The following is a 14084-nucleotide window of genomic DNA, read 5'->3' as shown; positions in this document are numbered from 1 at the left end:
CCATCGCAGCTTTTCACTTCCCATTTCAACGAATTTTGGATGTAAAAGAAAATGAAAAATCACAGGCACAGCTAGAAATGGCTGAATCACTCAAAGCACAAGTGGATATCGAACGTTCCCTGCGTGATCTTGAGCAAGCGGTTCTTTCCATGCGTCAGAGACTGGAAGAGCGTCAACAAGAAGGGGTTTCCATTATAGATCTTCTTAAGGAAGAAGAGCATATTACCTATCTTGAGGGGCAGCTCAACCAGAAAAGAAATCAGCTGATTCAAGTTGAACATCAAGTGAGTGAGCAGCAGGACACGCTTGCTTCTAAAGTAAGAGAAGAGAAAACGTGGCAGTCAATCAAAGAGACGAGAAAAGAAGAGTTTTATCACGATATGAAAATGATTGAACAAAATGAGCTAGATGATTTGAATACCGTACGTGCGTATATGCTTGCAAGAAACGGCTAAGGGGTGAGGGGAATGCGAAAGCGACAGAAGAGTTCATGGAAAGAACGTATCATCCACGGTTTTCTCTTGCCGCTCGCGTTTATCGCTACGGTTATGCTTGTTGTTCTTCCGTTTCTTGGATACGATCTGTTCGCAATGGCCACTTCACTTAGTAAGAAGCCGATCGCATATGTGGAAGATAATTTTACCGCTGAGGCTACTGATCAAAATCAAGATGAAGTGCTAGAACAAGAAATCAATCAAAAGGATGGCGAAATCTCAGACTTGAAAAAGCAGTTAGATGAGCAAGAAATCGAGCTGAAGAAAAAACAGTCTGAGCTGGAATCGTTAGCTGAAGAAATGAAGAGCGAATTAGCTGACAAGGAAGAGCGTCAGAAGAAGCTTCAGGAGTTAGCAAAAACGTATGAAGGAATGTCAGCATCGAAGTCCGCTAGTATTATGGAAAACCTTACGTTAAACGAGGCAGCTCTCCTGCTTGATGCAATGGGAAGCACCGAGCAAGCAGCTGTACTAGGGAAAATGAATGCAGCTGTAGCAGCAGATTTAACGATCGCGTTAAGAGATATTGAAAAAGCGGACGATCCTGAGATTGCTGCAATGCAAGAGAGAGTAACGCTCCTTATGAATGCGATTGATCGTGAAGATAGTTCGCTTTCTGTTTCAGACGTAGCTGATAATTTGTCAGAAATGACTGACGAAGAAGCGGCACAAATCCTATCGGAGATGGCGCAGTCTAAAGAGGAGAAAGAAGTAGGGCTTTCCATTCTGAAAGAATTTGATGAAGAGAAGCGTACAGGGTTACTTGGAGAAATGGAAGAGTCGATTTCTTCTAGTTACATAGCTGATTTAGCCAATTAAAAGGAGGTGAAATAGTGAACGCTATCCAGTCACTTGGAAAAAACATAATTGTTCAGCCTAAGGTTCGAACTGAAAATGGTCCAACTGGATTTTCAACGTTATTAAGTGCTTTAGGAAAAAAGCTTAATGTGAGTGAAAGTGAGCAATCAGAGACACATAACGAAAGCGAGCTAGAAGAGGGAGACAATAAGCCAACAAATAGAAGTGGTGAACCCCCCGTGCACCTTCTCATGATGAGTGCTGTCAATGTTCCACCAGTTCAACATGATCAACAATCTTTATCGAAATCGCTTGCCCAACAAGGAACTGATTTGAGTGGTGAACTGCTACAAGTGAATGCTAATCGTATACAGGAGGAAGTAAGTCTACCCGGTTTTACAAAAAGTGAGTTTGTAGAAATCGAGCAAGCCTTTCAAAATGAAGAACAAGTTCTCTCTGAAACGTTTGCGGTAGAGACGAAACTTCCATCTGATGTTATGAAACTTATGCAAGAGTTGAAGCTGAAAGAGCCCAAAGAGCTCTATTCGCTTATGGAGAGAATGGCAACTGAATCGAAACAAGATCAGAAACTTGGTATGGACTCCGATCAAAACGTCCAGTTAGATGGAGAAGCTATTGAAATTCAAGTAGAGACACCAAAACATAGTGTTACTGAAGGAAAAGAAACTAAGGCACTCGTCGAAATGAACGTGTCTGGAGAAGTAGCTGACAATCAAGAGAAGCTTGTGACAGATCAAATGTCTGGAGATGAAACCCAGATAGACGAGAAGCCAGAAGCGCTACCGCTAGCAAAAGGTAATGAATCTCAAACAACCATCAAGGAATCGACTACACCAGTTCCGACTCGTTATGTTGCCTCGGAGCTAAGTGAAATGATTACCGAGCGCATGCAACTATCGAAAAATGGAGATGAAACAAACATAAGAATTAAGCTTTCTCCAGAAAATCTCGGTCAACTTGATATTCGGCTAACAACTTCTGATGGGAAAGTGACCGCGCACATTATAACAGCGACTTCAGGGGCAAAGGACATGATTGAATCACAGCTTCACCAGCTACGTCATACGCTCATTCAACAGGGCATCCAACTTGATAAAGTGGAAGTCGTTCAACAGCCGCAGGGCTCACAACAATCGTTCATGCAGGATAGTCGCCAGGATCAGGGTCAGGCGTTTCAACAAGGAAAGCACCGACAAGGGCGAAAAGGTGAATATGAATTAGAAGAGAATCCACTCGTAACGAATGAGCTAGAAGAAGGCGCATCTAGTGGGATTAATTACGCTATTTAGGAGGGGTGACATGAATACAGGTTCTGTCACAGCAACATCAGCTGTTCAAACACCAAAAACAGAGGCACCTGGTCAGTTAGGAAAAGATGATTTCTTGAAAATTCTCGTTGCTCAGCTCTCAAACCAGGACCCGATGCAGCCGATGCAAGATACTGAATTTATCGGGCAGATGGCACAATTTAGTTCACTCGAGCAAATGACAAACATGAATAAGTCGATGAATAAATTTTTCGATAGTCAGTTACAAAGCTCGATGACGGATTACGCACATTTAATTGGTAAAAGCGTTCAGTGGCAGGAGAATAACGAAGCGAACGCAGGTAAGGTAGAAGCTGTTTTATACAAAGAAGGCAAAGTACTCGCAGAACTTGATAGTGGCAAACAGGTAGATATCTCCCTATTAGAGCGTATCGAAACGGGGGAATAGTATGGTTCAAATCAATCAAGTTTATTATCCAAAGCAACCGATTCAACTAACTACAAAACAGGAGAATTTAAAAAATTCTTTTGCTGATCAACTAAAGCATTCGATCGATTCACAGATTTCATTTAGTCACCACGCACAGGTTCGACTTAAGCAAAATGGGATTTCCCTTTCGGACAATCAGCTCCAAAAGCTAAATGATGGAGTAGAAAAAGCGAGAGAAAAAGGATCAAACGAGTCGCTTATGTTAATGAAAGATCTCGCCTTTGTTGTTAGCGTCAAAAACAACAAAGTCATTACTGCTATGAAGCAGGATAGTATGGAGAATCAAATCGTCACAAACATTGACTCAGCACTTATTTTATAATGGCCGGACCGAGCAGGAGGCCGATTCGCTGTGGACCGATTGAAGCAGCGAAACAATTAGAGGGGGAAACAACTTGTTAAATTCAATGTACTCAGGCGTTTCAGGAATGAGAGGCTTTCAAACAAAGCTAGATGTTATCGGGAATAATATTGCGAACGTAAATACAGTAGGTTACCAGAAAAGTAGAGTGTTATTTGAAGATCTACTCAGTCAGAGCGTGGCAGGAAACTCCGTAAATTCGAAGCAGGTAGGTCTTGGTTCATCCGTATCGGCGATTAATATGGTAGATAGTCCCGGATCACCAATGACGACAGGGGTACAGACGGATTTGAGTATTCAGGGCAATGGGTATTTTACGGTAAGAAGTGACGGAACTGATTACCTTGCTCGTTCTGGGTCTTTTCAGGTTGATGCGACAGGAAATCTTGTGACAACACAAGGCTACGCAGTGTTAGATGATCAAGGTAACCCTATTCAGCAGATCGGTGAAATTAAAAGTATTGATCGTAATGGGGTTATCACTTATACAGATACTCAAGGAAATGAACAACAAACTTTGAATCTAGGGATAAGCACAGTGCCGAATCCAGGTGGGCTTAATAAAGTAGGTAACTCACTTTTTCGTGAAACAGAAAAATCTGGGGATGCAGTACCAGGGCTTCCTCAAGACTCACGCGTCGTCGCTGGTCAACTCGAAATGTCCAACGTTGACCTAACCGAAGAGTTCACGGAAATGATTGTAGCTCAGCGTGGCTTCCAGGCGAACTCAAGAGTGATTACAACTTCAGATGAGATCCTTCAAGAAATCGTCAATTTAAAACGATAGGGGGTAAGGGCTGAGGAGTTTCCTCGGCCTGCTCTGTTCATATGATACCGTTAACTAAATTAAACCGTGAAGCGATGATGTTGAATGCCATTTACATTGAAACGATTGAGTCAACGCCGGATACGATGATTCTATTAACGAATGGAAAACGCTACGTTGTGATGGAGACAGTCGAGGAAGTAAAACAGCTTGTTACGGAATTCTATCGTGATATTCACGTATTAGAGAAATAATAGAAGAACGGGGGTGACCATGTTGTCTGATATGCTATCGCCAGCAACAGTTGATGCACTTCTTTCTGCCATCGACGATAAAGGGCAAAAGAAGTCAATGAAGGATAGAAAAGTGCAAACATATGACTTTAAAAGAGCGCTTCGCTTTTCTCAAGATCACATCAGAATTTTAACTCGCATCCATGAGAACTACGCACGTCTCATGACGACATATTCATCGGCTCAGCTTCGGACGATCATTCAAGCCTCCGTTCATTCTGTTGATCAGATGCCATTTGAAGAATTTGTGCAGTCGATTACAGAGAATTCGATTCTTAGTCTCTTTGTTGCTTCACCATTGCAAGGACAAATGGTGCTTGAAGTAGCACCAGAGCTTGCCTATGCAATGCTGGATCGAATGCTTGGAGGTCAAGGGAGTCAGCCTGAAAAACTGACACACTTAACGGAAATTGAAACGGTCGTTATTGAGCGGATTTTCAGTAAAATCTTAGAAAGCTTTCAAGATGCCTGGACATCGGTACTGAAGCTAAAAACTGAGCTTAAAGAGCTTGAAGTTAATCCACACTTTCTTCAAATCGTATCTCCAAATGAAACAGTCGTCACCGTGACACTGGATGTAAAAGTAGGCGAAGTAACAGGTAATATCCGTCTTTGTCTTCCACATGTTGTACTTGAGCCGATTATGCCAAGGCTTTCAGCTCATCACTGGCTTTCGAATCAGAAAAAGGATCGGGAGCCTCAGGAAAGTAAGGAACTTGAGAAAAGGCTTAAGAAAACTAATTTAGGCATTATCGCTGAGCTAGGCCACTCTGAAATCACCATTGAAGAATTTTTAAATCTAGAAGATGGAGATGTGATTCGGTTGGATCAAACCGTCTCAGATCCATTGATTGTGAGGGTCGATAACCGAGTGAAGTTCCATGGACAGCCAGGGACTTCGAAAGGTCGGATGGCCGTACAAATTACAGAAGTGAAGGAAGAGGAGGAAGTAGGCCATGACGGATAATCGCCTTTCAAAAGATGAAATCAACGCATTATTTCAAGAGACAGCAGCAGGAAGGGAGGAACCTAACGTGTATTTTCATTCAATTGAAGAAGAAGCATTAAATGAACTTTTTAGCGTTGCGATCGGAAGCCTTACAACAACATTATCTTCCGTTTTCATGCATGACGTTTTTGTATCAAATGTTCAGATGAACATCCTTCCTGAAGATCGCTTTAAACAAGACTTAGCCCTTCCTTATGTCGAGGCCGCGATTCGCTATGAAGGGGCAGCTTCGGGCGAATCGATCATTATGCTCACACCACCTGATGCCCAAGATATGGCTGACATCTGGCTTGTGGCAAAGGGTGAGGAAGGTGACGAGAGTGTTGATAAGAGTTTAACTGCTGTTATGACAGGAATGATGGAGAGCATACATAAAGGACTGAGCATGGCATCAGGTTCTTCGTTTACAGGAACATTTACGAATCTTCAAGTTGTTTCAGAACCTGCTAATTCTATGTTATTGGAAAAATCCGCTGAATCAGTGTATATGAACGTTTCGTTTGAACTTTCCATAGGATCGATTGTTCAAACGGTTGTACACCATGTCCTTCCTGCATCTGTAGCAAAGCAAGTGAGTGAATTACTAATAAGTGAAGAAGATCTTCGGGAAGCCGTGCAGGAACAAGAGACACAGCAGGTAAAGGAGCATGAAGCTGAATTGCAGCAACAGCACCCATCGTCACATCAACAAAAGAATCATGAGGCAGAAGAAAGAGAATCGATGGATTCATTTGCGACGCGCGTGAAAGAACCTGAACCGAATATCCAAAACGTGCAGTTCACAAATTTTAGCCAGCAAGATCATCCGTACGGGGAACAAAGAAATTTGAACATGCTCCTAGATATTCCCCTTCAAGTAACGGTGGAGTTAGGGCGAACAAAGCGTATTGTAAAAGACATTCTTGAACTCTCACACGGATCGATTCTTGAGCTTGATAAGCTGGCAGGAGAGCCAGTTGATATTTTGATCAATAGTAAACTCATTGCCAAAGGTGGAGTTGTCGTTATCGATGAAAACTTTGGGGTGAGAGTAACGGATATTTTAAGTGCAGCAGAGCGTTTATCAAAGCTGCGATAGAAGGAGTGCTTAAAAGTGAGACATCTTGTGATTGGCATCATGACACTCCTCAGCCTTGTCTTAGTAATGCCACATAACGCCATCGCAGCGGCAGATAATGGAAGTGTGAAAGACTGGCTCACGGAAAACGGGGATGACCCTGCTGATATAGAAGAGCAGCCTGCTGAAGTGGAAGGAGCAAACACAAATATTTTCTTTCTACTAATCAAGCTCGTTTTCTATACGATCGTCGTGGTTGGCCTCATTTATTTGCTGATTCGCTTTCTGTCCAAACGCCAACAAAAGCTTCAGCACCATTCCGTTTTCACGCAAATTGGCGGTACACCGCTTGGTAACAATAAATCCGTTCAAATGGTCAAGGTCGGGGATTCCCTCTACATGCTTGGGGTTGGAGATAACGTGAACCTTCTTAAGGAAATTCAGGGTGAAGAAGTGAAGCGTATTTTAGATCAAGCTGAAGAACAGCGGTCGGGCTTTTCGTTTATGAATCAAAAGCAAGCAGGAATTCAAGAGATGATTCAGGCAAGTTTGAAGAAGCAAAGAAACAAACGTAAGGATTATTGGAATGACGGAAGCGGAAGGGACGAAAAGTGATGGATTTACTCATAAACTTAACGATCCCAGGACTAGATTTCGGTTCAAACGCAACAGAAGATGTTTCCGTTACGATTCAGCTTGTCCTGCTTCTAACTGTGCTATCGCTAGCTCCTGCCATTCTTGTATTGATGACGTGTTTTACACGAATTGTTGTTGTCCTCTCCTTCGTTCGCTCGGCGCTCGCAACACAATCTATGCCGCCGAATCAAGTGTTGGTCGGACTAGCACTCTTTCTAACCTTTTTCGTGATGTCCCCTGTTCTTTCAGAGATTAATAGCGAGGCGTTACAGCCTTATATAAACGAAGAGATTGGGCAGGAGGAAGCGCTCGATGCGGCAGAGCTTCCGATTAAAGAGTTTATGGCAGGACATACACGAGAGAAAGACCTTGCCCTTTTTTATAAATACGCTGAGCTTGAAAAGCCCGAGTCGATCGAAGATATTCGGTTAACCGCACTCGTTCCAGCTTTTGCGATTTCAGAACTGAAAACGGCGTTTCAGATTGGATTTATTATCTTCATTCCATTTCTTATTATTGACATGGTTGTGGCCTCAACGCTTATGGCGATGGGGATGATGATGCTGCCGCCTGTCATGATTTCACTACCGTTTAAAATTCTACTATTTGTGCTTGTCGATGGCTGGTATTTGGTCGTCGAATCACTTCTATTAAGCTTCTAAGGAGGACGACGATGACGCCGGATATGGTCATTTCACTTGCAGAAGATGCTGTTTATACCGTGATTATTATTTCAGCTCCGCTTCTCTTAATTGCACTTGGCGTTGGGTTAATCGTGAGTGTGTTTCAGGCGATGACGCAAATTCAGGAACAGACGCTTGCGTTCATTCCCAAAATCGTTGCCGTACTGTTAACGATCGTTCTGTTTGGACCGTGGATGCTCACAACGCTACTCGATTACACAACGAACTTATATCAAAATCTATATAGGTTTATCGGCTAGAGATGGAAAGTGTCATTAACGCCCTTCCCTTATTTTTGCTTGTGTTTATGAGGGCGACATCTTTTTTTATAACAGCGCCGATCTTCTCAACACGAAGCGTTCCAAACCGCTTCAAAATTGGACTTGGTTTCTTTTTTGCTTTAATCGTCACGGCTGGATTAGGTTCTGATGCAGAGCTAACGCTTGACCTCGCGTTCGTGATCTTTATTTTAAAAGAACTTTTTATCGGGCTATCACTTGGATTTATTGCCTCCCTTATCCTGTATACAGTTCAGGTTGCGGGAGCGTTTATTGATTTTCAAATGGGCTTTGTTATGGCAAACGTAATCGATCCCCAGACAAGAGCTCAAGTACCGATTATCGGGAATTTCAAATACATGCTTGCTCTTCTCTTTCTAGTCTCAGTTGATGGTCACCACATGATGCTAGACGGGCTTGTTAGAAGCTATGAACTTCTACCAGCTGATGAGCTGCTGAGTCAGGCGGATAGTCAGTCCCTTGCAAAGTTTATCGCTGAAGTATTTGCAGGGATGTTCTTCTCAGCATTTCAGCTCGCGCTACCGATCGTTGCTTCCCTATTTCTTGTGGATGTGGCGCTTGGGCTTCTTGCGAGAGCGGTACCTCAGGTGAATATTTTCGTTGTCGGTTTGCCCTTAAAAATCTTTGTCGGTTTCGTACTTATTCTAGTCACGATTCCTACATTTTTCTTTTTACTGCGAGGGGTTTTTCAAGAAATGCTCGCTACGATGGGGCAGCTTATTCAAATACTGGGTGGGTAGTACGATGCGAACTTATCGCTTACAAATGGATCTCCAGTTCTTTTCACAAGAAAAGACTGAGAAAGCAACACCACAAAAGAAGCAAGAATCTCGTAAAAAGGGTCAGGTGGCGAGAAGTGCTGAAATTCCATCCGCCTTTATGATGATTGGTGTGTTTCTGTTTATGTCTTTCATTGGTGGGTGGATGATTGAAAGCCTCGAGTCCATGATTCGAAGCAATCTTGTTCAGATTACAGATTGGACGCTCACAGAACAGAATGTTGATCGCATGCTGAAAGAAAATGTGTGGCAGGCGGCACTGATCGCAGCCCCGCTTATGGGAATTTCGCTCGTCATGGGAGTTCTAGGAAACTATATGCAAGTAGGATTTCTCGTTTCCACAGATCCCCTTCAGGCAAAGCTTGAAAGAATTAACCCATTAAAAGGCGCGAAACGAATATTCTCAGCTCGAACGCTCGTCGAACTATTAAAGTCGTTAATAAAAATTACGTTTATCTCAGCTTGCACCTTCATTGTTCTTTGGAATAAACGAGACGAAGTGATGCTCATTTCGCAAAAGTCGATCGGTGAAGCAATGGCACTTGTTGGTTCATTGATCGTTCAAACGGGCTTAGCTGTTGGAATTCTATTATTATTCCTTGCCCTATTAGACTATGTTTATCAGAAATATGACTTCGAAAAAAACATCCGAATGTCGAAGCAAGACATTAAAGATGAATATAAAAAGAGCGAGGGCGACCCGCTCATTAAATCAAAAATTAAAGAAAAGCAGCGCGCACTTGGAATGAACCGGATGATCTCGGAAATTCCCCATGCTGACGTCGTCATTACAAATCCAACACATTTTGCTGTTGCGCTTAAGTACGATCCAAAAGAAATGGATAAACCGACAGTTGTGGCAAAAGGAATGGACTTCGTTGCGCTAAAAATTAAAGAAAAAGCAAAAGAGCACGACATCATAACATCAGAGAACGTTCAGCTTGCTCGAGCGCTCTATCACCAGGTAGAGATCGGTGACGGCGTACCAGAGGATCTTTTCAAAGCTGTTGCAGAAGTGCTCGCGTACGTTTATAGCTTAAAAGGTTATCCGGGAGGAGGGAACTAACAATGAAAATAAAAGATTATGCTGTGCTCGTTTCTGTCATTATGATTGTGATCATGATGGTTATTCCGTTCCCTCCGCTTCTACTTGATTTTCTCATTATGCTGAATATTAGTCTTGCTTTAACAATTATCCTTGTCGCAATGAATACGAGAGAAGCGCTCCAATTTTCGATTTTTCCATCGCTTTTATTGCTAACTACGCTCTTCCGACTTGGTTTGAACGTCTCGACTACAAGATCCATTCTGACGAATAAAACAGGTGGACAGGTTATTGAAACGTTTGGTTCCTTCGTGGTTGGCGGAAGTGTTGTCATCGGACTCCTTGTTTTTCTTATTCTAGTTATTATTCAATTTATCGTTATTACAAAAGGATCCGAACGAGTAGCAGAGGTTGGTGCTCGATTTACACTTGATGCCATGCCGGGGAAACAGATGAGCATTGATGCTGATTTAAATGCAGGTATGATATCAGATCGCGATGCAAAAGAAAGACGTCAGAAAATTGAGCGCGAAGCTGATTTTTATGGGGCAATGGACGGGGCCAGTAAGTTCGTAAAAGGGGATGCGATTGCTGGAATCGTCATTACGTTGATTAACATTATTGGCGGATTGATTATCGGCATGGTTGTGCACGGCATGCCGGTTGGTGATGCGGCAACTACCTTTACGCTGCTGTCGATTGGTGATGGTCTTGTCAGTCAAATCCCAGCTCTTCTTATTTCGACTGCTACAGGTATCGTCGTAACGAGAGCGGCATCAGACGGCAATCTAGGTTCAGATATTACTGCACAAATTTTTGCATATCCAAAGCTGCTTTACGTTGTTGGAGCGGTTATTACGCTCCTTGGACTTGCAACACCCATAAACCCGCTTCTCACCTTTCCAATAGCAGGATTACTCGTCTATGGCGGCTGGACGATGCAGAAGAATCTTGATCAGACTAAGGAAGTTGAGCTAGCCGCTGGTCAAGAAGAAGTAGAAGAAATGAAGAAGCCTGAAAGCGTGACAAGTCTTCTTCAGGTCGATCCGATTGAGTTTGAATTTGGCTACGGGTTAATTCCTCTTGCTGATCAAAAGCAAGGCGGTGATCTTCTTGATCGCGTGATTATGATTCGAAGACAAATCGCACTTGAGTTTGGAATTGTTGTTCCAGTTATTCGCATTCGCGATAATATTCAGCTTGAACCAAACGAATACGTTATTAAAATCAAAGGAAACCGTGTTGCAGGTGGAGAGGTGCTATTGAACCAATATCTTGCAATGAGTAGCGGACTTGAAGATGAAACAGTCTCAGGGATCGAAACAGTTGAACCAGCCTTTGGACTTCCTGCTTTATGGGTAACAGAAGAAATGAAGGATCGCGCTGAGCTATCAGGATATACGATCGTGGATCCACCTTCTGTAGTATCAACACACTTAACGGAAGTCATTAAGCGTCATGCGCATGAGCTATTAAGTCGCCAAGAAGTGAAGCATCTTCTTGATAATGTCAGGGAATCGTCTCCTGCAGTGCTCGAGGAGCTAATCCCCAATATCCTTACAATCGGGGATGTTCAAAAGGTGTTGATGAGACTACTGAAGGAGAAAGTATCCATTCGTTCGCTTGATATGATTCTGGAATCGCTAGCTGATAACGGAGTTCGAACGAAAGATACGGATGTGCTAGCTGAATACGTGCGGCAGTCGCTATCACGTCAAATCACTTCTCAGGTCGCCGTTCCAGGCGAAGCGGTTAAAGTGTTAACAGCTGGAGCCAGATTGGAGAAGCGATTCGCAGAATCTGTTCAGCAATCTGATCAGGGAAGTTATCTTGCGCTTGATCCTGAAACGTCACAGGCCATTTACCAGGAAGTACTTCAACAAGTAAGCCGCCTGCAGCAGTCAGGTATTCAGCCAATTCTACTAACGTCACCAGCGATACGGATGTATTTACGTCAGTTTCTCGAACGTTACATGCCGGAGCTGATGATCCTTTCCTATAGTGAATTAGAACCCGATGTAGAAGTCCAAAGTGTAGGAGTGATTAATCTACCATGAAGATTAAACGCTATGTAGTCAGCCATCTTCGCGAAGCAATGCCACTGATAAGGCAGGAGCTTGGTCAGGAAGCCGTTATTTTAAATACAAAAAAGGTGAAAGTGGGCGGGGTCTTTGGTTTTTTCCAAAAACAGCGTCTAGAAGTGCTCGCTGCCCTTGATGAAAAAAAGGTAGAGAAGGAAGAAACTCGAGAATTTGCCACGCTATTGCAATCTGAAAAAAAGCGTCGTGAAGAAACGCCTGAACGGGTTGAAAAAAGTCCAGAGGTGATTCAAGAGAAACAAACGCCGCCACGACGGGAGGCGCTTGAAGCCAATGTACTTGATGAGCTGAAGTCTATGAAAGAAATCATGATGCAGCTGATGGAAAATGAACGGCTACCAAAACAATTAAAGCCAGTTCAAAGGTATTTAGAAGCACAGGAATTCTCTCATGCGATTCGTTCGGGAGTGATGGCGGAACTAATGATTAAATCAAAATCATACCCTACTTACACGAAAGAAGATGCTTTTGAGTGGATGAGACAGGAATTCGCAAAGCGAATCAAGAATTATCCTGATATAGGAATAAAAAAGAAGAAGCTAAGATGCTTCGTTGGCCCGACAGGCGTAGGGAAAACCACAACGATTGCAAAACTAGCAGGTCATTTATTATTAAAAGAGCGTCAATCTGTGGGACTGATTACATCAGATACTTATCGGATTGCAGCAGTTGAACAGCTTCGGACGTATGCTGATATTCTCGGTATCCCACTAGAAGTCGTTCAGTCTCCTGCGGATTTGGGTCAAGCTCTAGCGAACCTTTCATCATGTGATGTGATTCTAATGGATACAGCGGGCCGCAATTATCAGCAGTACAGCTACGTTTCACAGCTTGAAGAACTGCTATCCGGTCAAGAATTATCGATCACGCTTATGTTAAGCCTCACACATCGCTATTCTGATATGAAATCGATCACCGATAATTTTCACTCTCTTGGTATTTCTGAGGTGATGATGACAAAGATGGATGAAACAAAAGTTCGCGGCCCCATTTTTAACTTGATGGAAGAATACAAACTTCCGATCTCGGTTCTAACGACAGGACAAAATGTACCTGATGATATGGTGACAACAACACCGGATTTCCTTCTTGATCTGGTCATGAGGGAGCGAGTGAATGTCTGATCAGGCAAACCAATTGCGGGAAGAAGTGATGAAGCGAATTCATCCGAATGCTAGTGGGAAAAAGACGAAGGTTATTGCTGTGACAAGTGGAAAAGGCGGCGTGGGGAAGTCGAATGTATCACTGAATTTTGCCCTCAGTCTTGCTGCGCTTAATAAGAAAGTGATGATTTTTGATTTAGATGTTGGCATGGCGAATATTGATGTGCTCATGGGTGTAACGCCTAAAGAAACGCTTATTTCCATGCTGGAAAAAAAACTCTCTTTAAATGCTGTCATTGAAACAGGAGTAAATGGTATTCAATACATTGCTGGTGGAAACGGAATTGGAAAAATCCTAACTTTAACAGGCAATCAGCTGAATCACTTTTTCCAAGAATTTGGCTCTCTTCAAGGCAAAGTCGATTACATTATTCTCGATACGGGAGCGGGCCTTTCCTATGAAGGGATCAGGTTTTTGCAGGCAGCGGATGACGTTTTTCTTGTGATTAATCCAGAGCCACCGTCTATTACAGATGCCTATGGGGTTGTAAAAGCATTACATACAAGAAATGCTCAGTTACCTGTTAAGTTAATTGTGAATCGATCTACTAATTCTGAGGAAGCAGAGCGTACAGCGCGCAATTTCCAAAAAGCCTCTGCAAAATTTCTGAATAAGTCGATTGATGTACTCGGATGGATTCCAGATGATCCTATCGTTCGTAAAGCGGTGATTGCTCAGTCGCCTTATCTACTAGAGTATCCAAATTCCAGAGCAGCGAAGGCCATAGATGATTTAGTTCATGCTTATCTAGATTTTCCTTCAAATTATAAACTTGGTGTAAAAGGATTTCTAACAAAGATGCTGTTTCATAAATAAGTGGGA

Annotated in this window: 17 protein-coding genes; all 17 read left to right on the top strand. The window is 42.8% G+C overall.

Annotation, left to right across the window (positions count from 1 at the left end):
- The first annotated feature begins 2 nt into the window (after nucleotides 1-2).
- The 17 genes from fliJ (at nucleotide 3) to Q4550_RS10590 (ending at nucleotide 14078) form a co-directional block, all read left to right on the top strand.
- Nucleotides 3-455, top strand: a complete 453-nt coding sequence (gene fliJ, locus Q4550_RS10670) for a flagellar export protein FliJ (protein ID WP_303532833.1) — start codon at nucleotides 3-5, stop codon at nucleotides 453-455.
- Between the two features lie 12 nt (nucleotides 456-467).
- A complete protein-coding gene (locus Q4550_RS10665) occupies nucleotides 468-1313 on the top strand; it encodes a MotE family protein (RefSeq protein ID WP_303532548.1) in 846 nt (281 codons plus the stop codon).
- 14 nt (nucleotides 1314-1327) lie between these two features.
- Complete coding sequence (locus tag Q4550_RS10660) at nucleotides 1328-2602, top strand: flagellar hook-length control protein FliK (RefSeq protein WP_303532546.1); 1275 nt, start codon at nucleotides 1328-1330, stop codon at nucleotides 2600-2602.
- 10 nt (nucleotides 2603-2612) lie between these two features.
- Nucleotides 2613-3029, top strand: coding sequence for a flagellar hook assembly protein FlgD (gene flgD, locus Q4550_RS10655; protein WP_303532545.1), 417 nt, complete (start codon nucleotides 2613-2615; stop codon nucleotides 3027-3029).
- 1 nt (nucleotide 3030) lies between these two features.
- Nucleotides 3031-3393 (top strand): TIGR02530 family flagellar biosynthesis protein, encoded by a 363-nt coding sequence (locus Q4550_RS10650; RefSeq protein WP_303532542.1) that lies wholly within the window; start codon nucleotides 3031-3033, stop codon nucleotides 3391-3393.
- A 73-nt stretch (nucleotides 3394-3466) separates the two neighbouring features.
- Entirely contained in the window at nucleotides 3467-4219 is a 753-nt protein-coding gene (locus Q4550_RS10645) for a flagellar hook-basal body complex protein (protein WP_303532539.1), read from the top strand.
- Nucleotides 4220-4260: 41 nt separating this feature from the next.
- On the top strand, nucleotides 4261-4452 hold the full coding sequence (locus tag Q4550_RS10640; RefSeq protein ID WP_303532536.1) for a flagellar FlbD family protein: 192 nt from the start codon (nucleotides 4261-4263) through the stop codon (nucleotides 4450-4452).
- A gap of 22 nt (nucleotides 4453-4474) precedes the next feature.
- Entirely contained in the window at nucleotides 4475-5458 is a 984-nt protein-coding gene (gene fliM / locus Q4550_RS10635; RefSeq protein ID WP_303532534.1) for a flagellar motor switch protein FliM, read from the top strand.
- Complete coding sequence (fliY, locus tag Q4550_RS10630; RefSeq protein WP_303532531.1) at nucleotides 5448-6578, top strand: flagellar motor switch phosphatase FliY; 1131 nt, start codon at nucleotides 5448-5450, stop codon at nucleotides 6576-6578. Before fliM ends, fliY begins: the two co-directional genes overlap by 11 nt.
- Nucleotides 6579-6593: 15 nt before the next feature.
- Nucleotides 6594-7172 (top strand): flagellar biosynthetic protein FliO, encoded by a 579-nt coding sequence (locus Q4550_RS10625; protein ID WP_303532529.1) that lies wholly within the window; start codon nucleotides 6594-6596, stop codon nucleotides 7170-7172.
- Nucleotides 7172-7855 carry a flagellar type III secretion system pore protein FliP gene (gene fliP, locus Q4550_RS10620; RefSeq protein ID WP_226615792.1) on the top strand — a complete coding sequence of 228 codons (684 nt, stop codon included), beginning with the start codon at nucleotides 7172-7174 and terminating at the stop codon, nucleotides 7853-7855. Before Q4550_RS10625 ends, fliP begins: the two co-directional genes overlap by 1 nt.
- An 11-nt stretch (nucleotides 7856-7866) precedes the next feature.
- Nucleotides 7867-8136 carry a flagellar biosynthesis protein FliQ gene (gene fliQ / locus Q4550_RS10615; RefSeq protein ID WP_098445458.1) on the top strand — a complete coding sequence of 90 codons (270 nt, stop codon included), beginning with the start codon at nucleotides 7867-7869 and terminating at the stop codon, nucleotides 8134-8136.
- Between the two features lie 2 nt (nucleotides 8137-8138).
- Nucleotides 8139-8915 carry a flagellar biosynthetic protein FliR gene (fliR, locus tag Q4550_RS10610; RefSeq protein ID WP_303532519.1) on the top strand — a complete coding sequence of 259 codons (777 nt, stop codon included), beginning with the start codon at nucleotides 8139-8141 and terminating at the stop codon, nucleotides 8913-8915.
- Nucleotides 8916-8919: 4 nt separating this feature from the next.
- Complete coding sequence (gene flhB / locus Q4550_RS10605) at nucleotides 8920-10020, top strand: flagellar biosynthesis protein FlhB (protein WP_303532518.1); 1101 nt, start codon at nucleotides 8920-8922, stop codon at nucleotides 10018-10020.
- A gap of 2 nt (nucleotides 10021-10022) precedes the next feature.
- Entirely contained in the window at nucleotides 10023-12056 is a 2034-nt protein-coding gene (gene flhA, locus Q4550_RS10600; protein ID WP_303532516.1) for a flagellar biosynthesis protein FlhA, read from the top strand.
- The gene (flhF, locus tag Q4550_RS10595) at nucleotides 12053-13222 is read left to right on the top strand and encodes a flagellar biosynthesis GTPase FlhF (RefSeq protein ID WP_303532515.1); all 1170 of its coding nucleotides are present in this window, start codon (nucleotides 12053-12055) and stop codon (nucleotides 13220-13222) included. The genes flhA and flhF overlap by 4 nt, the downstream gene beginning before the upstream one ends.
- Nucleotides 13215-14078 carry a MinD/ParA family protein gene (locus Q4550_RS10590; protein ID WP_303532514.1) on the top strand — a complete coding sequence of 288 codons (864 nt, stop codon included), beginning with the start codon at nucleotides 13215-13217 and terminating at the stop codon, nucleotides 14076-14078. Before flhF ends, Q4550_RS10590 begins: the two co-directional genes overlap by 8 nt.
- The last annotated feature ends 6 nt before the right edge of the window (nucleotides 14079-14084 follow it).

This window comes from Anaerobacillus sp. 1_MG-2023, from assembly GCF_030547345.1.
Taxonomy (GTDB): Bacteria; Bacillota; Bacilli; order Bacillales; family Guptibacillaceae; genus Guptibacillus; species Guptibacillus hwajinpoensis_B.
The sequence above is the reverse complement of the archived record's forward strand: the minus strand, read 5'-3'. Positions and strand labels throughout refer to the sequence as shown.

Excerpts from the sequence above, each read along its gene's own strand:
- Q4550_RS10665 (WP_303532548.1), top strand. The coding sequence starts at position 468 with ATGCGAAAGCGACAGAAGAGTTCATGGAAAGAACGTATCATCCACGGT.
- flgD (WP_303532545.1), top strand. The coding sequence starts at position 2,613 with ATGAATACAGGTTCTGTCACAGCAACATCAGCTGTTCAAACACCAAAA.
- Q4550_RS10650 (WP_303532542.1), top strand. The coding sequence starts at position 3,031 with ATGGTTCAAATCAATCAAGTTTATTATCCAAAGCAACCGATTCAACTA.
- Q4550_RS10640 (WP_303532536.1), top strand. The coding sequence starts at position 4,261 with ATGATACCGTTAACTAAATTAAACCGTGAAGCGATGATGTTGAATGCC.
- fliY (WP_303532531.1), top strand. The coding sequence starts at position 5,448 with ATGACGGATAATCGCCTTTCAAAAGATGAAATCAACGCATTATTTCAA.
- fliP (WP_226615792.1), top strand. The coding sequence starts at position 7,172 with ATGGATTTACTCATAAACTTAACGATCCCAGGACTAGATTTCGGTTCA.
- fliQ (WP_098445458.1), top strand. The coding sequence starts at position 7,867 with ATGACGCCGGATATGGTCATTTCACTTGCAGAAGATGCTGTTTATACC.
- fliR (WP_303532519.1), top strand. The coding sequence starts at position 8,139 with ATGGAAAGTGTCATTAACGCCCTTCCCTTATTTTTGCTTGTGTTTATG.
- flhB (WP_303532518.1), top strand. The coding sequence starts at position 8,920 with ATGCGAACTTATCGCTTACAAATGGATCTCCAGTTCTTTTCACAAGAA.
- flhA (WP_303532516.1), top strand. The coding sequence starts at position 10,023 with ATGAAAATAAAAGATTATGCTGTGCTCGTTTCTGTCATTATGATTGTG.
- flhF (WP_303532515.1), top strand. The coding sequence starts at position 12,053 with ATGAAGATTAAACGCTATGTAGTCAGCCATCTTCGCGAAGCAATGCCA.
- Q4550_RS10590 (WP_303532514.1), top strand. The coding sequence starts at position 13,215 with ATGTCTGATCAGGCAAACCAATTGCGGGAAGAAGTGATGAAGCGAATT.